Source organism: Pseudomonas sp. YJ42 (genome assembly GCF_047225135.1).
In the GTDB taxonomy this organism is placed as follows: Bacteria; Pseudomonadota; Gammaproteobacteria; order Pseudomonadales; family Pseudomonadaceae; genus Stutzerimonas; species Stutzerimonas stutzeri_E.
The window spans coordinates 4156344-4175887 of record NZ_CP178378.1; the positions used below are offsets into that span (position 1 = coordinate 4156344).

Here is a 19544-nt window from a genome sequence, read left to right on the forward strand (position 1 = left end):
TGTCGATTCACGGCTTCACTTGCCCCATCCGGCCGGCCGCTGCTTGTGCAACTCGATCAGCCGGCTTTGACGGTCATGCCGCCGTCGGCCATGACGACCGAGCCGACCATGAAACTCGCGCGATCCGAGGCGAGAAAGGCAACGATCTCGGCAATTTCCTCAGGCTGCGCAGCACGGCCGATAGGCGCGGCTTCACCGTGCTGGGCCAGGAAACCCGGGCCGTCTTCAACGACATCGTTGAGGATGTTGGTGACCACGTCGCCAACGCCGATGGCATTGACGCGAATGCCATGCTCGATGGCTTCGAGCGCCAGCGTGCGGGTCAGTTGGGCCAGCGCGCCCTTGGACGCGGTGTAGGCGGCGATGGTCGGAAAGGCGAAGTAGGACGCATAGGAGGCGATGTTGACAATGGCCCCGGAGTTGTTGGGCATCATTGCCTTGACCGCCTCGCGGCAATGCAGGAATGCCGCGGTGGCATTGACCGCCTGGATGCGCTCCCAGTCTTCGCGAGTCATGTCGACGACCAGCTTGTTGATGATGATCCCTGCGTTATTGACCAGGATGTCCAGCCGGCCGAACTGCTCGATAGCCAGACCGACCGCGCGCTCCGCGGCGCCGTCTTCGCTGATGTCGGCCACCAGCGGGACCAGCCCGGGACGGGCGAGATCTTCGACGGCGGGGTTCAGGTCTTCGGCAACGACCTTGGCGCCACGTGCATGCAGCAACAGGGCGATCGCCTTGCCGATGCCACTGGCGGCGCCGGTGACCAGCGCAACTTTGCCTTCGACTTCGTGAGGAATGCTGTGCGTGAAATCAGTCATGGTGCTCTCCTGCGTTGCGAGCCGAGGAGACATTCGCCGGCTCGGCGCCCGTGAGGCGCTGTCGTTATCGACAGCTTCACTGTCTCGCAATGCGCTGGGGCGGGCTTTCGCAGGTTTGCCGGGGCTGTCGGGGTTTTGCGCCGACGTAGAACATGGGTCAGCCGGCGCAGATCACGTCTTGAAACGCCAGCGCACCTGGGAATCGTCTGGCAGCGGAATGAAATCTTCATCGCCCGGCACATCGGGGAAGCGCCGCGCGCGCCAGTCTTCGGCTGCCTGCTGGATGCGTTCGGGCCGGCTCGACACGAAGTTCCAGTAAATGTGCCGACGACCTTCCAGTGGCTCGCCACCAAGCAGCAGAAGCCGTGCGGGTCCGATGGCATGCAGCACCACTTCGCTGTCCGGGCGCAGCACGACCAGGCGATCGGCCCCGAATCGCTCCGGCTGCCCCACCACTTCGACCTCGCCACTGACGACATACAGCGCGCGCTCGATATGTTCGGCCGACAGGCGATAACGTGCGCCCGCTTGCAGTTGGAGATCGGCGTAGAACAGGTCCGAGACGGTCCGGCTGGGCGACTTGAGGCCGTCCAGCGAACCGGCCAGCAGACTCAGCGAAGCGCCGTCACCGTCGATATGCGGAATACGCTCGGCCAGCAGATGCTGGAAGCCAGGCTCGGCCTTCTCATGCGACTCGGGCAGCGCGACCCAGGCCTGGAAGCCCATGAGCCCGCCACCGCTGGCCCAGACCGGATCGCTGGATCGCTCGGAGTGGACGATGCCGCGCCCGGCCGTCATCAGGTTGATTTCCCCTGCACGCAATTGCTGGACATGCCCGGCGCTGTCGCGGTGCAGCATTTCACCTTGCAGCAGGTAGCTGATGGTCGACAAGCCAATGTGCGGATGCGCGCGGGTGTCCATGCCTTCTCCCGGCCCGAAGACCACCGGCCCGAAGCTGTCGAGAAAGATGAACGGCCCGACCATCCGCCGCTGCACGGAAGGCAGCGCACGGCGCACATCGAACCCGCCGATGTCGCGGACGTTGGGAAGAATGATTTGCTCGATGGCGCCGGTGGCGGAGGTTTGCAGGGTCATGGCCGGTCTCGTTGAATCGGTGAAGGTGAGGTCACTCTAGTCCTGCTGGCTTATCTGCAAAACCCGGATAATATGCATCGAAACGTTCGAGGGATTAGAAATGATTTCAGGCCCAGGCACCCCAACGCTCGATCAACTGCGCGTGTTTCTCACCGTGGTCGATGTCGGCAGCTTTGCTGGCGCGGCGCGCAAGTTGCACCGCGCCACGTCGGTTGTGAGCTACTCCATTGCCAATCTGGAAATGCAGCTGGGCGTCAGCCTGTTCGACCGCAAAACCACCCGCAAACCGCAATTGACCGACGCCGGCCGAACGGTGCTGGCCGAAGCCCGCACCATCTATAGCGGCATCGACGGGCTGAGAGCCAAGGTCCGTGGGCTGTTGCACGGTCTGGAAGCCGAGGTGCATCTGGTGCTCGACGTGATGTTGCCCCGCGAACGGGTGGTCGATGCGCTAAAAGCCTTTCGCGAGGAATTTCCCACCGTGTCGCTGCACCTGCATATCGAAGCCCTTGGCGGGGTGACGCAACGCGTGCTCGACCGCGGCGCCACGTTGGGCGTGAGCGGACCGCTGACCGCCAGCATCGACGGCATCGAACGTATCGGCGTAGGCAAGGTGGCGCTGGTTCCGGTGGCCGCGCCCGACCACCCGCTGGCGCAACCGGGCCCGCACGCGCCGGGCGCTGGGCGCACGCACGTGCAACTGGTCCTGACCGACCGCTCCCGGCTCACCGAGGATCAGGAGTTCGCCGTGGTCGGCACGCGCACCTGGCGACTGGCGGACCTAGGCGCCAAACACATGCTGCTTCGAGAAGGCATCGGCTGGGGCAACATGCCGATCGACATGGTTCGCGATGACCTGGCCAGCGGCCGCCTCGTGCAACTCGACCTGCCCGACTGCTTCGTCGGCGACTACACCTTCGATGTCATCTACCGCACCGACACACCGCCCGGCCCGGCAGCGAACTGGTTGATAGAACGGTTCAAAGCGCAGGTATCCGAACGGGCTTTAACTATTCGATAAAGTCGAACCTAACTCTCGAAATTAGTCTTCTATTTTCGATCGTAGCGCCATGAGACATTGCCTCCATCGCGGCAACACGGCCGCTGGCACTTACTCAATGGAGGCATCTCATGGCTAAGGTTCTGGTTCTTTATTACTCGTCCTACGGGCATCTCGAAACAATGGCCAACGCCGTAGCCGAGGGCGCACGAGTGGCCGGTGCACAAGTGGACGTCAAGCGCGTCCCGGAGACGGTCCCGGAAGAAATCGCCCGCGGTGCCCACTTCAAACTGGACCAGGCCGCACCGGTTGCGACGGTCGCCGAGCTCGAACAGTACGACGCCATCATCGTCGGTACCGGCACCCGTTTCGGCCGCATCAGCAGCCAGATGGCCGCCTTCCTCGATCAGGCCGGCGGGCTTTGGGCGCGCGGTGCGCTCAATGGCAAGGTGGGCGGCGCTTTCACGGCGAGCGCCACCCAGCATGGCGGCCAGCATGGCGGCCAGGAAACCACGCTGTTCTCGATCATCACCAACCTGCTGCATTTCGGCATGACCATCGTTGGCCTGCCTTACAGCCACCAAGGCCAGATGAGCGTTTCCGAAGTGGTGGGCGGTGCACCCTACGGCGCGACCACCATCACCGGCGGCGACGGTTCACGCCAGCCCAGCGACATCGAGCTGGACGGCGCCCGCCATCAGGGCGAGCTGATCGCCAAGACTGCCAGCAAGCTGTTTGGCTGATCGTCCCGGGCTTGCTTGGTGCAAGCCCTTCCTATCCACCTCAGATACGGGCAACCACCATGAACGCCGAACAGTTGCTGCGCCTGCATTTCGAAACCTTCGTCGATGACCCTGAACGCTGGAAAACCCTGATCGCCGATGACCTGGCGTGGGAGCTGCCATTCGCTCCCGCACTTGGTCACCCGGCGCGGCTGGACGGGCGCGATCAGGTGCTTGGCCATGTCGGCTGGTTCGTCGGCGCAGTGGAGAACTTCCGCTTCTTTGACTTACGAATTCACCCCGGCGCGAACCCACTGGAAGCCAGCGCCGAGGTGAAAGCCGAGGGCCTGATCAAACCGACCGGACGCCGCTACGAGCAGGACTACGTGCTGTTCGTGCGAGTCAAGAACGGCAAGCTCGCGTTCATCCGCGAATACTTCGACCCGGTCCGGGCTGCCCTTGCGCTGGATGCGCCCATCCCTGCATTAGCCAGTTGATCTGACGCGTCACCCTCTTAAAAGCCGCCGCCGCTGCGTTACCCTAACGACACCCGCCCTCGCCAGAGGGCTCTGTCGCGGGAGCATCCTGTGCGCCAAGCAGATTCCCAGAACCTTGCAGCCAGCGATGCTCTGCGCATCACGGGCGAATCGATGCTGCATCACCTGCCCGGTGCGCCGCGGGCCTTGCCGTCGCGCCCGCAGATGCAGGATGTGGTGGTGTTGCGGTTCAGCCATCGCAGCATCGTCGAGCCGATTCTAGTCCCCGCGGTAGTCGAGCCGCTTCTGGTATGGGTGCTGGAGGGAGCGGCCCGCGTCGAAGAGCGTGACCTCGGTGGAGAATGGCAGGCATCCAGCGTCAAGGCCGGTGACTTCTTTTTGACCAACACCAGCGAGCCCTACGAAATGCGTTGGCAGACGCAAGGCTGCGACACCTTCGAAGTAATGCATCTATACCTCGGCCTGCCGCTAATCGATCAGGCTGCGCGCGACGTGTTAGGCACCCACGCCGACCCGGTAGCCTTCCTCGATATTTCCGGCGCTCAGGATGAACGGATCAGCGTGATGCTGGAGCAACTGCGCCACGAGTTCATCGACGAGCGCCAACCCAGTCCCCTCTTCGCCCACAGCCTCGCCCAGGCGTTGGCGGTGCATCTGGTGCGCCGATACCTCGATCCGCGCCGCGGCGCCAGGCGCAATAATGCGCTGCAGGCCTACAAGCTGCGCCGGGTCATCGAGGCGATGAACGAGGGTCTGGCCGAAGACTTCAGTCTCGCGAATCTTGCGCAGGTCGCGGAGCTGAGCGAGTACCACTTCAGCCGGATGTTCAAGCGCGCCACCGGGCTGTCACCCTCGCAGTACTTCATTCGCTTGCGCATGAGCCGCGCCCGGAATCTACTGCTGGAGACGGACCGCAGCATCATCGACGTCGGGTTGGAAGTCGGTTACTCGAGTCCCAGCCATTTCTCCCAGGTGTTTCGCCGCGAGGTAGGCGTCACGCCCAGCGCCTATCGCCAGGCGTGACCGCTCTCTCAATCGTTACCCCTCTGCACCGAAAGGAGCACCTCAGCTGCGCGGGGTTGCGAAGTTCAACTCCCGAAGCTGTCACCTTAATTACCTCAACCGGGCAGGCAGACAGCCCTGCCTGGAGCGGCCGTGCTAGGCTTGGTTTTGGCTGCTGCGGCGGCCGATACGAACAATTATGCATGGCCCGACTCGGCGCCTTGTTTGGAGTCCCGCATGATCGCGCGTCCGCCATCAGAGCTTCCAACCGAACTCTCCGCATTCGTCGCCACGCATTTCGCCGACCGAGGATCCAATCCGGATCGGTTGATAGCGGAATCGTGGTACCGCAGCGTCCATGAGCACGGGCTCGATCCCGCTCGATCCGCTTCTCACGTTCAGCTTGAACATCACGAGATCCGCCTGCATCAAGAAGAGCACCATGACTTTCTGGCCATTGCGAGCCAGGGCATGGAAGGGCTCTCGCGGCGCCTGAACCCAGCGGGGTTTGCGGTACTGCTCAGTGATCGCCGCGGTATCACGCTCGATGCGCGGCTGCCTGGGGAATACAGCCCCTATGCGGACTCGGGGCTGGTGGTCGGCAGTTGCTGGGACGAGTCGCTGGTAGGGACCAACGGTATCGGTACGGGGCTGGCCGCGGGCCAGCCGCTGATCATTCACCGGGACGAGCATTTTCTCAGCAGCAACGCCATGTTGAGTTGCTCGGTGGCGCCGCTGTTCGATCCTCAGGGTGCGTTGCTGGGGTGTCTCAATGCCTCCTGCCTCAACAGTGGCGGGCCGAAGCAGGCACAGTATCTGACACTGCAGTTGGTGAGCCTGTACGCGCGACTCATCGAGAACGCCAGCTTCCGCCAGCGCTATGCCAGTTACGCAATGCTGACCTTGGGCGGTGATGTCGGCGACCTGGGCAACGAGCGGTTGTTGGCGCTTGATGCGGCGGGCCGAATTCTCGGAGCCAACCGAGCGGCTTTTGTGGCCGCCGACCAAGGGAGCGCGCTGCTGGGGGTGGCGGTTCAGGATGTCTTGTCGACGTCCCTGGATGAGCTGATAACCCTGACGCACGGTGGCCAGCACGCCGCGAATCTACGGCTGGCCGGCGGGCCTGCACTGGAGGTCACGCTGCGTATGCCGGCCACCGCCGCGCGGCGCGCCAGGAACGAGCGTGGCCTGAGCGTCGTTCCGGCAGAGCCGACGCTTGAGCACTTGGCCGGGGAGGACTCAGGTCTGCAACGCTCCGTCCAGAAGCTGCGGCGCGTGCTCGATCGCGACATTCCGCTGTTGCTGACCGGTGAGACCGGCACCGGCAAGGAAGCCTTTGCACGGGCGATCCATCACGCCAGCGCGCGCGCCAGGGGGCCCTTCGTTGCGCTCAATTGCGCGGCGATCCCGGAGTCGCTGATCGAGAGCGAGCTGTTCGGCTATCGCGCCGGTACCTTTACAGGCGCTAGCCGTCAGGGGATGAAAGGCAAGCTGGAACAGGCCAATGGCGGGACGCTGTTCCTCGACGAGATCGGCGATATGCCGGCGCATCTGCAGACGCGGCTGCTGCGCGTGCTGGCCGAGCGGGAGCTGGTGCCGCTGGGCGCCGCAACACCGGTGTCGTTGAACGTGCAGCTGGTGTGCGCGACGCATCGCGACCTGCCCACCATGGTGGCTGCGGGCGAGTTTCGTGAGGACCTCTATTACCGACTCAACGGGTTGACGGTCAGGCTGCCCGCCTTGCGCGACCGGGCGGATCGCGCGGGGCTTATCCGCCGCGTTCTGCAACGTGAGGCGGGGAATGAGTACGTCGAGCTGACCGCCGAGGCGATGGAGCGTCTGGCCGCTTATGGGTGGCCTGGCAACGTGCGCCAGCTGATCAACGTGCTGCGCTGTGCGGTCGCGTTGGCGGACGACGGGATAATCGGTCTCGATTGTCTGCCGCCGGAGATCATGTCGGTGCCTGCGGAGCGGGCACCCGTTGCGCAGTCGCTGGAGACGACCCGAGACGCTGCCGAAGCGGCCCATCTGCAAGCGACACTCGAACAGCACGGCGGCAATGTCACGTCGGCCGCTCGCTCCCTCGGCATCAACCGCGCCACCTTTTATCGCAAGCTGCACCGTTACGGTCTCACCGCGCTGCGCAAATGATGCTCGTAGGTGACTCGGTGTTTTCGGTGGATTGAAGCGGAGCGCCCCTCGGTCCACCCTAGGGTCAGGCGCTAGTCATCGCTCGATCGCATAAAAAAGAACCCCGCCGGGGCGGGGTTCTTGGTCAGCTCAAGTCACTCAGCTTTGCAGATAAACCGCGTGAGTATGGGTGTACTCGTACAGGCCGTGCTTGCCGTCGGCGCCACCGATGCCGGACTTGCGCACCCCGGCGTGAAAGCCTTGCATCGCCTCGAAGTTCTCTCGGTTGATGTAGGTTTCGCCGAAGTCCAGACCAGCCGCAGCCCTCATCGCGGTGGAGAGGTCGCGGGTATAGATCGAGGAGGTCAGGCCGTACTCGCAGTCGTTGGCCAGGGCGATGGCTTCGTCCAGGTCGTCGATGATCTGCACCGGCAGTACCGGGCCGAAGACTTCCTGGCGCATGATCTCCATGTCGTGCGAGCAGTTGGCGAGCAGCGTCGGCTGGTAGTGAAAGCCCTTGCCCAGGTCCGCCACGGCGCCGCCGGTGATCACCTGTGCGCCTTGGCTCTGTGCGGTACGCACCATCTGCTCGACCTTGCGCAGCCCGGCCTCGTTGATCAGCGGGCCCATTTCCACGTCCGCCTGGGCGATCGGGTCGCCGTAGCGCGTCTCGGCCAGGGCGCCGGCGATGCGCTCAATGAACTGCTCGGCCACGCCGCGCTGCACGTAGACGCGCTCGGCGCAGTTGCAGACCTGCCCGGTGTTGATGATGCGCGAGGCGCGAATGGCGGTTACGGCCAGGTCCAGGTCCGCGTCGTTCATGACGATCGCTGGGGCCTTGCCGCCCAGCTCCAGGTTGAGCTTGGTGACGTTCTGCGCCGCGGCGGCCATGATCCGCTGGCCGGTGCCGACGCTGCCGGTAAAGCTGATCATGTCGATCTTGTCGTTGGTGGTCAGCGCGCTGCCGACGCCGGCACCGCTGCCGCAGGCCACGTTGAACACACCCTTGGGCAGGTCGGTCTCGGCCACCAGCTTGGCGAATTCGAAGCAGTTGTTTGGTGTCTCCTCGCTGGGCTTGATGACGATGGTGTTGCCGGTCACCAGCGCGGGCGCCATCTTCCGGGCGATCAGGAAGAACGGGAAGTTCCACGGCAGGATGCCGGCCACCACGCCCAGCGGTTTGCGGAACAGGAAGATGTTCTCGCCCGGACGGTCGCTGGTGATGATTTCGCCCTCGATACGCCGCGCCCACTCGGCCATGTAGTCGAGGTAGTCGGCGGTGAAGTTGACTTCCACCAGCGCCAGGCGCTGGATCTTGCCGCCTTCCTCGGTGATGACGCGGGCCAGGCGCTCGGCGTTCTGGCGAATCTTGCTGGCGATGGCGCGCAGGTATCCGGCGCGTTCGATGGCCGGCTTCTGCGCCCAGCCCTTTTGCGCAGCACGGGCTGCGGCAATGGCGCGTTCGGCGGTGGCAGCGTCGGATTCCGGCACGCGGGAAAGCACCGCACCGGTGGCCGGGTTGCGCACCTCGATGAGGTTGTCACAGGCGACGAAGGCGCCGTCGATATAGTTCTGGTAGGTGATTGGATCAGTCATGTCGGTCTCCTGAGGGTCAGTTGCTGGCCGTTTTCTGGGTCGGCTGCGGCAGGTCGTTCGGGCCGTGCTCCACGCGGTCGTGGGCACGCTTGATCAGGTACTGGTGGATCTGGCCCATCTGGTCCATGCTGAACGCCTCGGCAAACGACGGCATGCCATCGGGAATGCGCGCGCCGTGGAGAATGCCGAGGAACTGCTCATGCTTTTCCGGGGCGAGCATGCGCAGGTCCGGCAGCACGCCGCCGCTGACCGCGTGGATACCGTGGCATTGCGAGCAGTAGCCGTCGTACAGCTTGGCGCCGGCCTCGACCGTAGCCGCATCGGCCGTCAAAGGCGGTGGCTTGGGTGCATCCTCACGCGGCGCGGGTTCCTGCAGTTCGGCCGTACCGCCGAGCTTGTAGGTCAGCACCTGGGCGTACGGCTGCACACCGGCACGCAGCGAGAGGGCGCCGGCAAAAGTGGAGAAGGCACCGCCCCAGCCCGCCATGAAGGTCACGTACTGCTCGCCGTCCACGCTGTAGGTGATGGGCGCCGCCATCACGCCGCTGGCAGCCGGTTGCTCCCAGAGTTTCTTGCCGGTGTCGGCGGCGTAGGCGATGACGCGGCCGTCGGCGCTGCCTTCGAACACCAGGTTGCCCGCGGTGCTCAGGGTGCCGCCGTTGAAGATGGTGACGTAGGGCACTTCCCAGGCTTGTTGCTGCTTGACCGGGTCCCAGGCGATCAGCTTGCCGGACCAGGTGTCGGCGTACTTGCCCAGGCCTTCCGGATCCTCGGGCATCATCCCGGTCTTCAGGCCCAGCTGGTACATGCTCTTGAACTTGTTGCGCGCCGGCGCATCCGGCACGTGCTCGTACCAGGCCGACATGATGTGCGCGGGGATGTAGACCAGCCCGGTATCTGGGCTGTAGGACATCGGGTGCCAGTCATGCGCGCCCCAGAAGCCCGGCTGGACCAGCTTGGCCTTTTTCTCGCCCTTCCAGTAGGCGGCGGCTTCGTCGTCGACGATGGGCCTGCCGGTCTTCAGATCCACACCCTTGGCCCAGTTGATCGGCACGATGTTCTCGGCAGACAGGAGTTCGCCCGTGGCGCGGTCGATGACGTAGAAGAAGCCGTTCTTCGGCGCCTGCATGAGCACCTTGCGCTGTTTTCCCTTGATCTCGAGGTCGGCCAAGATCATGTGCTGGGTCGCGGTGTAGTCCCAGGCATCGCCCGGGGTGGTCTGGTAGTGCCAGACGTACTCGCCGGTATCGGCGTTGACCGCGACGATCGACGACAGGAACAGGTTGTCGCCCTTGCCCTCGCTGCGCCAGATCGGATCCCACAGCGAGCCATTGCCGACACCGATGTAGAGTAGGTTCAGCTCCGGGTCGTAGGCGAAAGAGTCCCAGGCGGTGCCGCCACCGCCCTGTTCGACGAAGGCGCGACCGTGCCAGGTCTTCTTGGCGATTTCCATGCCCTTGCCTTCGGCCGGCTTGTCCGGATCGCCCGGCACGGTGAAGAAGCGCCAGGCCTGATCACCGGTCTCGGCATCGTAGGCGGTGACATAGCCGCGCACGCCGAACTCAGCGCCGCCGTTGCCGATCACCACCTTGCCGTTGACCACACGTGGCGCGCCAGTGATGGAATAGCTGCGGGCCTTGTCGTAGCGGGTATCGACCGACCAGACGCGCTCGCCAGTCTTGGCATCGATGGCTTCCAGGCGGCCGTCGAGCACGCCGACGTAGACCTTGCCCTTCCACACGGCGACACCGCGGTTGATCGCATCGCAGCAGGCCTCACCCGCGCGGGAGCGGTCGGACTTGGGATCGTACTTCCAGATTTCCTTGCCGGTGCGCGCGTCGAGCGCATAGACGATGGAGAAGGGGCCGGTGGTGTACATCACGCCGTCGACCACAATGGGCGTGGCTTCCACGCCGCGGTCGATGTCCAGCTTGTAGCTCCAGGCCAGGCCGAGTTCGCCGACGTTGTCATCGGTGATCTTCTTCAGCGGGCTGTAGCGCTGCTCGCCGTAGTCGCGCCCATGGCTCATCCAGTTACCGGGTTCGGCGTCGGCATTGGCGATGCGTTTGCCGTCGACTTCGGCAGCGTGCAGCGGCAGGGACAGCAGGACGGCAAGGCTGGCGCCAAGCAGGGCGGTGGGCCGTCGGCCCGAATAGGGATCGAATTGTTTCATCGCAGGCTCTCTCTTGTTATTGGTCTGGCCGCCCCGTGGGGCAGGTATTTCAGGGAGAGCAACCGCTGTGCCAGCCGTTCCGATCTGGCTGCGGAGCCAGTGGCGACGCGGCCTTGCGCGAGCAGGGGCGGTGCGGTTGAAGCGGTCTGTCGCAACCGGGCCGTTGCACCGCTGCAGCAACTGTCGCGTTTCTGCGACAGGGTTGCGGCGTCGGCAGGCGCGGCGGTAGCAGGCTGGGCAACGCGGCGGCGATTCGAAACGGGTTACTGGGCGGCTGTAAAGCAGCCGTAGGGCTGTTTCGGCGGCGCAAACGGCAAAACGGTAAGTCTTCAGGCTCGCTTGGCATGTGCATTGCCTTGATGACGCGCAGGCATTTGCAGGGTTTTCCGCATCAGGGCGTTTCTGTAGTTTAAAAACGCGCTCCGGTGCGCCTGGGCTAAGACTGCAATCCTTCGTCCTGAGGGCGTTCATGGCTCGTGAGCCGTTCGCCTGGCAACAGAGGCCAGCGGCAGCAAAACACCTAACAACAAGGTTTAACCATGTACCGATTTTTTCTTGCCGGATCGCTCTCGTTGGTAACCGGGCCATTGCTCGCGCAGACAAGTGAACCGCTTACGCTTGACCCCTTGATGGTGAGCTCGCCGCGGGCGGAATCCGACTGGTTTACGCTGCCGATGGCGGTGTCAGCCGTGACGGCGCAGGACCATCCGGGCGAACAGTTGCTCAGCCTCGATAGCCTGCTGGGCCCCGTTCCAGGCGCGTTATCGCAGAGCCGCTACAACCTGGCGCAAGGCATGCGCTTGTCCATTCGTGGCTTTGGTTCCCGCTCCAGTTTTGGCGTTCGCGGCGTGCGGGTATTGGTCGATGGGGTGCCTCTGACCATGCCGGACGGGCAGACCGAGATGGACGGGCTGGATACCGCGCTGGTCGAGCGAATCGAGGTGATTCGCGGCCCCTCGTCGACGATTTACGGCAATGCCGCCGGTGGCGTCCTGGCGATCCAGACGCGACAACCGGGCGACACGCCGCTCACTCAGGTCGAGGTGACCGGCGGCGAACTGGGCTATCGCCGCATGCGCGCGGAAACCAGTGGCAGCGCCGGATCGCTGGGCGCCTTGCTCGCCGTCAACGCCACGCAACTCGATGGCTACCGCACGCACGGGACTGCCGAAACCAACCACCTCACTGGCAAGCTGCGTTGGCAGGGGGAGGGCGGCACGCTGGGGCTCACCCTGCATGCGATCGACAACCGAGCCGAAGACCCCGGTGGCCTGACGCTGGATCAGGTCCGGGCGGACCGTTCCCAGGCGCGGCCGCAGAGCCTGCAGTTCGATTCCGACGAGACTGTCGAGCAGCAGCGCGTCTCGCTGGTTTGGGATGGGCAGGCCGCCGGCGACGATACGTACCAGTTGCGCAGCTATTACGGCCAGCGTGAGTTCAGCAACAGTCTTCCGCTGCGGGACAACGGTCAGACAGCCTATGACCGCTGGTTCGCCGGGGTGGGCGCGCAGCGCACCTTTCACCGTGAACTGGCGGGTCTGCCGCATCAGCTGACCGTCGGAATGGACCTGGAGAGCCAACGCGACGAGCGCTCCCGAAACGACAACTTGCCTGGTGGCATCAGCGGCGCCCTTACTCAGCGCCAGCGCGAAACAGCGGACAGCCGGGGTGTGTTTATCGAGGATCAGGTGAACCTGGGCGATGCCTGGTTGCTCACCGCAGGCGTGCGCTATGACAGCGTGCGGCTCGAAGCGAAGGACCGCTATCTGAGCGACGGCGATGCCTCGGGCGAGCGCAACCTGGACGACTGGAACTACAGCCTGGGGCTGAGCCGTCAATTGGACGCCCATCATGTGGCGTACGTGCGTTACGCGACCTCGTTCGAAACGCCGACGATCAATGAAATGGCCAACCCAAACGGGGGTGGCTTCAATCCGTCCCTCGGTGCGGCGCAGTCGGTCAACCGCGAGATAGGCTTCAAGGGCGAGCACCCGGGGTTGCGCTACGAAGCGGTGCTCTACAGCATGCGCATCGAAGATGAACTGGTTCCGGAAGTCGACGGGCGTACCTTCTACACCAACGCGGGCCGGTCCAGCCGCGACGGGGTCGAGCTCAGCGGGGACTGGCTGGTGGGGCGCTACTGGCGCTTGACGGGTGCCTGGAGCTACAACCGTTACCGTTTCGAGCAGTTCCAGGGTTACGACGGCAACCGCATCCCGGGAATTCCAGGGCAGACCCTGTTCGCCGAGGTCAGCTATGAACGCGACGACTGGTATGCGCGGGTCAACGTCAATGCCTACGACCATCAATACGCGGACAATGCCAACGTCGACCGCGTGGCCGGCTATGCGGTAGCCAACGCCCGCTTGGGCTGGCGACTGGCGTGGGGCGATCAGCGGTGGGAGCCCTATCTCGGCGTCGACAACCTGTTGGACCGCGATTACTACGACAACCTGCGCATCAACGATAACTTCGGTCGCTACTATGAGCCTGCCCCAGGGCGGACTATTTATGCCGGTGCGAAACTGACGTTTTGATAGCTTGCGGTTGTTGCGCTGCGCTGATCGAGGGCGCACGCCGCAATGGAAGCACAGCCCCAGCCGCTGCTCCGCGAATCAAGCGGCATCGCTTGATCCGGTTCCTTCAAAGGGCTGTCTGGCGCCGGGGGGCTGGCTAGGCCGGAAGCGATAGTTGTGTGCTGCATGGGTTCCGAGGCTGCTAATGGGCGAAGCCAGCCTGCTGCCTTCCGTCATCCAACAGATTTATCTGTATATCCATACAGATAAATCTTGCCTGCCGCTCCGCCTCTGCGCATGCTATCGGCCATTGCAAAGCGAACGGGTGACGACCTGATGCGGCTGTTTCTCTGTGAAAAACCCTCCCAAGCCAAGGACATTGCCCAGGTGCTCGGCGCCACACGGCGTGGCAATGGCTGTTGGGTGGGTGCCGGTGTCACCGTGACCTGGTGCATCGGCCATCTGCTGGAAACCGCACCGCCGGACAGTTACGACGCGCGTTACAAGCGCTGGGCGCTGGCCGATCTGCCTATCGTTCCTGAGCGCTGGAAGATGTTGGTCAAGCCCAAGACGGCGAGCCAGTACAAGGCGGTCAAACGCCTGCTGGGCGAGGCGCAGGAGTTGGTGATCGCCACCGACGCCGACCGTGAGGGTGAGATGATCGCCCGTGAGTTGGTCGAGCATTGTCGCTATCGAGGGCCGGTTCAACGGCTGTGGCTCTCGGCACTGGACGACGCTTCCATCCGCAAGGCCCTCGGCGCGCTGCGCGCGGGCGCCGATACCTTCAATCTCTATCAATCGGCGCTCGGGCGTTCGCGGGCGGACTGGTTGATCGGCATGAACATGAGTCGACTGTTTACCCTGCTTGGGCGGCAATCCGGCTATCAGGGCGTGCTGCCGGTTGGCCGGGTGCAGACGCCGACGCTGCGCCTGGTGGTCGACCGTGACCGCAGCATTGCCGACTTCGTGCCGCAGCCATTCTGGGCCATCGAGGTGCAGCTTTTGGGTGACGAACCGGCTCCCTTTACCGCGCAGTGGCGCGCGCCGGAGGAGCACAGCGATGACCAGGGGCGTTGCCTCGACCAGGCGCTGGCGCAGCGAGCGGGCGAGGCCATGCGTGCAACTGGCAGCGCCCGGGTGCAGCGGCTCAAGACCGAACGCATGCGCGAAGCCGCGCCGCTGCCGTTCGATCTCGGCACCCTGCAGGAAATCTGCTCGAAGAAGCTCGGCCTGGGTGCTCAGGAAACGCTGGATATCGCCCAGGCGCTCTACGAAACCCACAAGCTGATCACCTATCCGCGCAGTGATTGCGGCTACCTGCCGCTGAGCCAGCACAGCGAAGCGCCGGGCATCCTGGCCGCATTGACGCAGGCCGATCCGTCGCTCGGCGAACTCGCGCCACACCTCGAACCCCGGCGCAAGTCGCGCGCCTGGAACGACGCCAAGGTCGGCGCGCACCACGGGATCATCCCCACGGCAGCGGCCCGCGCATTCGAGCGGCTGGCGGGCAAGCCACGGGCGGTCTATACGCTGATCCGTGCGCGCTATCTGGCGCAGTTCCTGCCCGCGCACGAATACGATCGCACCCAGGCCGATTTTGACTGCGGCGGCCAGACACTGCGGGCGGTCGGCAAGCAGATCGTCGAACCGGGCTGGAAGCGCGCCTTGCCCGAGGCGCTGGCGGCGGCCAGTCGCGGTCGTGAGGCGCCAGCGCCGCAGACGCTGCCATCGTTGCGGGAGGGGCAGACATGCGCGATCCACGACCTGATCTTCAAGGATCTCTGGACGCAGCCGCCCAAGCCCTTCACCGAAGGTGACTTGATCAAGGCGATGAAGAACGTCGCCAAGCTGGTGGACAATCCCAAGCTGAAACAGAAGCTCAAGGACACCACCGGCATCGGCACCGAGGCGACGCGTGCAGGAATCATCCAGGGCTTGCTCGAGCGCGGCTACCTGACCAAACAGGGCAAGGCGTTGGCGGCAACACCGGCGGCCTTCAGCCTGATCGATGCGGTGCCGCGCGCTATCGCCGACCCCGGCACCACGGCAATCTGGGAGCAGGCGTTGGACATGGTCCAGAGCGGGGAGATGAACCTCGAAGAGTTCGTCAGTAAACAATCGGCTTGGATGAGCAAGCAGGTCGAACGGTGCAAGGGCGTGCGACTGACCATCAGCGGGCCCGCCGCCCCAGCCGGTCGCGGTGCGCCCTGGAAAAAGCGCAAGGGTGCGGGCCGCAAAGCGCCGCCCAAGGCGCGTCGCGCTGTGAGGTCACCAATCCCGCATGACGGTTAGGAACAGCGTGGCGCGGATCACCATCGTCTCGCCTGACATGGTCAGCTATCGATGTGTCACCTGATTGTCCACCACCCCAGCAGGCGTGCCGGTTCGCGTTTAGAATGCGCGAGCCTTTTTTCCTGGACGATGTGCCCAATGCAACCTGACGCCCTCGCCACCCTTCAGCAGCACCTCAGCCACGCCCTCACGCAGCTACCAGACGAAACCCGTCGGCTATTTCATGGGCGTGGGCGCTGCTGGGCCGGCCTGGAGCACGTCACGGTCGATTGGCTGCAGGGCGTGGTGCTGGTCTCGTTGTTTCGCGAGCCAGCCCCTGATGAGCTGGAGGCATTGATAGGGATGTTGTCTTCGCTGACCGAGGCGCTACCCTGGCAATCGAGTGGGGCGCATACCCTGTTGCTGCAGCACCGCTACCTGCCCGACAGCCATATGCAGCAGCTGCTCGGTGAACCGATCGAGGAGTGGCTGATCAGCGAGAACGGGCTGCGGTACAAGCTCGACCTGGGCATCAAGCAGAACAACGGGCTGTTTCTCGACATGCGCTACGGCCGACGTTGGGTTCAACAGCAGGCGCGGGGCAAGCGCGTGCTCAATCTGTTCGCCTATACCTGTGGATTCTCCGTGGCGGCCATCGCCGGTGACGCCGAGCATGTGGTCAATCTGGACATGGCCAGAGCGGCCCTGAGCCGAGGACGCGACAATCATCGGCTAAACCAGCATGAGCTGAGCCGGGTGAGCTTTCTCGGTCACGAGCTGTTCAAGTCCTGGGGCAAGGTCAAGAAGAGCGGGCCTTACGATCTGGTGATCGTCGATCCACCCTCGTTCCAGAAAGGCAGCTTTGCGCTGGACCGGGACTATCGGAAGATTCTTCGACGCCTGCCTGAGCTGCTGACGCCCACTGGTATGGTGCTGGCTTGCATCAACGACCCTGATACCGGGCCGGATTTCCTCATCGACGGCGTTGCCGCCGAGGCGCCCGAGTTGGTATTTCAGGAACGTTTGGAGAACCCCCCCGAATACCCCGACGTCAGCCCCGAGAGTGGTTTGAAGGCGCTGGTCTTCAGCCGTTCCGTGCCTCCGGCCGGGCAGACATAATCCGTTTCCGCCGGGCTGCGACGATAAAGGTCGTACGGGGTCGAAACATCCGCTCTCCAGTCTTCGCTGGAGGGCTCACTCACCTATTGGTTAAAGTTGCAAACGGCTCTATCCATGAACGGGGCGACGGGCCTATGGACAGGTTAGATCAGTTGTAGGAGTCAATGTCATTACTGATTCAGGGCAGCAAATACAGGCAGTCTTCGATGCCGCTTGCGACTGCGCCATGCTTACGACCGATCCGCAGGGGGTGATTACGGCTTGGAGTACCGGCGCCGAGCGCATCTTCGGCTGGACCGCGCGGGACATGCGCGGGAAGGCATTCGATCGACTGTTCAGCTGCGAAGAGCGCTCCGCGGATTCGCTGCATGAGCTGATGCAGCGCGCGCTGGCAGAGGGTAAGACCAGCCACGATCGTTGGTATACCCGTGCCGACGGCTCTCGCCTACGGGGTGCAGGCACGCTCACGCCCTTGCTCTGCGAGGGCAGGCACCTGGGCTTTCTGAAGGTCCTTCACGATTGCACGGCAGAGGATGAGGTCGCGCAACGCCTGGCCGACAGCGACAGACGTTATCGCACCCTGTTCGACGCAATCGATGCGGGGTTCTGCGTTATCGAGATGAAATTCGATGTCGAGGGGCGGCCTATCGACTATCGCTTTCTTGAGACCAATCCGGCGTTCGAGCGCCAGACCGGACTGGCCGACGCGGTCGGCAAGTGGATGACCGATCTGGCGCCTGCCCATGAGCAGCACTGGTTTGACATCTATGGCGAGGTTGCTCTGAGCCGCCGTCCGGTGCGTTTCGAGAACAACGCCGATGCCTTGCAACGCTGGTACGAAGTCCAGGCGATGCCGGTTGGCGAACCTTCCGAACACCGTGTCGCGATATTGTTCAATGATGTTTCCGGGCGTCGCTCCGCTGAACTGGCGCTGCAGGCGCTGATGGAGTCCCTGCGCGAGGAAGTTGCCACCCGAACCAAGGACCGCAATCAGCTCTGGGAATTGTCCAGCGACGTGATGATCCGCTGTCGCTTCGACGGGCTCATCATGGCCGTCAACCCGGCCTGGGAGCAGTTGCTCGGGTGGAGCGAAGCTCAGCTGCTCGGTGCCAACATCCTTGATTTCGTTCATCCGGACGACGTCTCCAGCACGCTGGAGACGATGCGGCGCTCCTCGCAAGGGCAGTCTTTCGTACATTTCGAAAACCGCTATCGGTGCAGTGACGACAGCTATCGCTGGATCAGTTGGTCGTTGCGACCGGCTGATGCGGTCATCAACGCAGTGGGGCGCGACGTCACCACACTGAAGGAGCAGGCGCAGGCACTTGAACTGGCAGAAGCGCAACTGCGGCAAAGCCAGAAGATGGAAGCGGTCGGCCAGCTGACTGGAGGTCTGGCACACGATTTCAACAACCTGTTGACCGGGATCGGTGGCAGTCTGGAACTGCTCGAGAAGCGCATCGAGCAGGGGCGCTTCGATTCGCTCGAGCAGTACGTAGCGGTGGCGCAGACCGCGACTCGCCGAGCCGCCGCGCTGACGCATCGGTTGCTGGCATTCTCTCGTCGCCAGACGCTCGATCCTATGGCGACCGATGTCGGAGAGTTGGTCAGGGATCTGCGAGAACTCCTCAGCCGCACGGTCGGGCCGTCAATCAAACTGGACACGCAGGTGGCCAGCGATCTGTGGCCGACACTGGTGGATCGCAATCAGCTGGAAAATGCATTGCTCAACCTCGGCATCAACTCGCGGGATGCGATGCCCGACGGCGGCACGCTGACCCTCGAAACCTGCAACGAACTACTGGATGAGCAATCGGCGTTGGAACTCGATGTGCCACCTGGGCAATACGTGCGCGTATGCGTAACGGACACGGGTGTCGGCATGTCCAAGGAGGTCGTGTCGCAGGCGTTCGATCCGTTTTTCACCACAAAGCCGTTGGGGATGGGCACAGGCCTGGGGCTGTCGATGGTCTACGGCTTTACCCGGCAATCGGGCGGCCAGGTGAAGATACACTCCGAGCCGGATCGGGGCACCCGCATCTGTCTGTTTCTTCCGCACGTGGCGCTCGGTAATGTTGAGGCTCATGACTCCGCCGAACTGGAGGCGCCACGGCGGGTGGGCGGCGGCACTGATGAGATCGTGCTGGTAGTGGATGATGAGCCCGCCGTGCGCATGCTAGTGGTGGAAATACTGCAAGAGCTGGGGTATCGGGTGCTGCAGGCCGCTGATGGCAACGAGGGGCTGCGCATGCTTCAGAGTGGCGCGCCGATTGCGCTGCTGGTCACTGACGTTGGACTGCCTGGCGGGATGAACGGACGCCAGCTCGCCGACGCCGCTCGGCAACGAGATCCTCTGCTGAATGTGCTTTTCATAACCGGCTACGCGGAAAGCGCTGTGATGGGCAGCGGTCAGTTGGAGCCCGGGATGCGCATTGTGACCAAACCGTTCTCGATCGATACGCTGGCGGCACGCGTTGCGGAGCTGCGCGCCGACCGCTGAGCTGTTTCGTCCGCGCCCAGGCTGGCGACGTTCTGCTCAAGGTCGTTGTGCTTGGCAATGCGCAACGGCCGGCGCAAGGCCGACCGTTGCGCAGTGCTGCAG

General features: G+C 63.8%; 13 protein-coding genes. 9 read left to right on the forward strand and 4 right to left on the reverse strand.

Going from position 1 to position 19544, the window contains the following annotated elements; all coding sequences use genetic code 11:
* Nucleotides 1-56 precede the first annotated feature (56 nt).
* Together ACL0K2_RS19205 and ACL0K2_RS19210 are read right to left on the reverse strand one after the other, a co-directional pair.
* On the reverse strand, nt 57-821 hold the full coding sequence (locus ACL0K2_RS19205) for an SDR family NAD(P)-dependent oxidoreductase (RefSeq protein ID WP_239610760.1): 765 nt from the start codon (nt 819-821) through the stop codon (nt 57-59).
* A 171-nt stretch (nt 822-992) separates the two neighbouring features.
* Nucleotides 993-1916, reverse strand: coding sequence for a pirin family protein (locus ACL0K2_RS19210; protein ID WP_413043232.1), 924 nt, complete (start codon nt 1914-1916; stop codon nt 993-995).
* A 100-nt stretch (nt 1917-2016) separates the two neighbouring features.
* Here ACL0K2_RS19210 and ACL0K2_RS19215 point away from each other — a divergent pair, with 100 nt between their 5' ends.
* The 5 genes from ACL0K2_RS19215 (at nt 2017) to ACL0K2_RS19235 (ending at nt 7288) form a co-directional block, all read left to right on the forward strand.
* Complete coding sequence (locus ACL0K2_RS19215; RefSeq protein WP_413043233.1) at nt 2017-2937, forward strand: LysR family transcriptional regulator; 921 nt, start codon at nt 2017-2019, stop codon at nt 2935-2937.
* 110 nt (nt 2938-3047) lie between these two features.
* Nucleotides 3048-3659: an NAD(P)H:quinone oxidoreductase gene (wrbA, locus tag ACL0K2_RS19220; protein ID WP_413043234.1), complete on the forward strand. Its 612-nt coding sequence runs from the start codon at nt 3048-3050 to the stop codon at nt 3657-3659.
* Between the two features lie 59 nt (nt 3660-3718).
* Nucleotides 3719-4135, forward strand: a complete 417-nt coding sequence (locus tag ACL0K2_RS19225) for a nuclear transport factor 2 family protein (RefSeq protein ID WP_413043235.1) — start codon at nt 3719-3721, stop codon at nt 4133-4135.
* A gap of 153 nt (nt 4136-4288) precedes the next feature.
* Nucleotides 4289-5158 (forward strand): helix-turn-helix domain-containing protein, encoded by an 870-nt coding sequence (locus ACL0K2_RS19230; protein ID WP_413044493.1) that lies wholly within the window; start codon nt 4289-4291, stop codon nt 5156-5158.
* 216 nt (nt 5159-5374) lie between these two features.
* Complete coding sequence (locus tag ACL0K2_RS19235) at nt 5375-7288, forward strand: sigma-54-dependent Fis family transcriptional regulator (RefSeq protein ID WP_413043236.1); 1914 nt, start codon at nt 5375-5377, stop codon at nt 7286-7288.
* Nucleotides 7289-7426: 138 nt separating this feature from the next.
* Here the strand turns inward: ACL0K2_RS19235 and aldA are convergent, their stop codons facing one another.
* Together aldA and ACL0K2_RS19245 are read right to left on the reverse strand one after the other, a co-directional pair.
* Nucleotides 7427-8863: an aldehyde dehydrogenase gene (gene aldA / locus ACL0K2_RS19240; protein ID WP_413043237.1), complete on the reverse strand. Its 1437-nt coding sequence runs from the start codon at nt 8861-8863 to the stop codon at nt 7427-7429.
* 16 nt (nt 8864-8879) lie between these two features.
* Nucleotides 8880-11036 (reverse strand): PQQ-dependent dehydrogenase, methanol/ethanol family, encoded by a 2157-nt coding sequence (locus ACL0K2_RS19245; protein ID WP_413043238.1) that lies wholly within the window; start codon nt 11034-11036, stop codon nt 8880-8882.
* Between the two features lie 539 nt (nt 11037-11575).
* On the opposite strand from ACL0K2_RS19245, the gene ACL0K2_RS19250 reads away from it, so the two are divergent.
* The 4 genes from ACL0K2_RS19250 (at nt 11576) to ACL0K2_RS19265 (ending at nt 19442) form a co-directional block, all read left to right on the forward strand.
* Nucleotides 11576-13573: a TonB-dependent receptor family protein gene (locus tag ACL0K2_RS19250; protein ID WP_413043239.1), complete on the forward strand. Its 1998-nt coding sequence runs from the start codon at nt 11576-11578 to the stop codon at nt 13571-13573.
* Between the two features lie 315 nt (nt 13574-13888).
* Nucleotides 13889-15844 (forward strand): DNA topoisomerase III, encoded by a 1956-nt coding sequence (locus ACL0K2_RS19255; protein ID WP_413043240.1) that lies wholly within the window; start codon nt 13889-13891, stop codon nt 15842-15844.
* A 138-nt stretch (nt 15845-15982) separates the two neighbouring features.
* Nucleotides 15983-16942, forward strand: a complete 960-nt coding sequence (locus ACL0K2_RS19260; protein WP_239610752.1) for a class I SAM-dependent methyltransferase — start codon at nt 15983-15985, stop codon at nt 16940-16942.
* Nucleotides 16943-17132: 190 nt separating this feature from the next.
* On the forward strand, nt 17133-19442 hold the full coding sequence (locus ACL0K2_RS19265) for a PAS domain S-box protein (RefSeq protein WP_413044494.1): 2310 nt from the start codon (nt 17133-17135) through the stop codon (nt 19440-19442).
* Nucleotides 19443-19544: the final 102 nt, after the last annotated feature.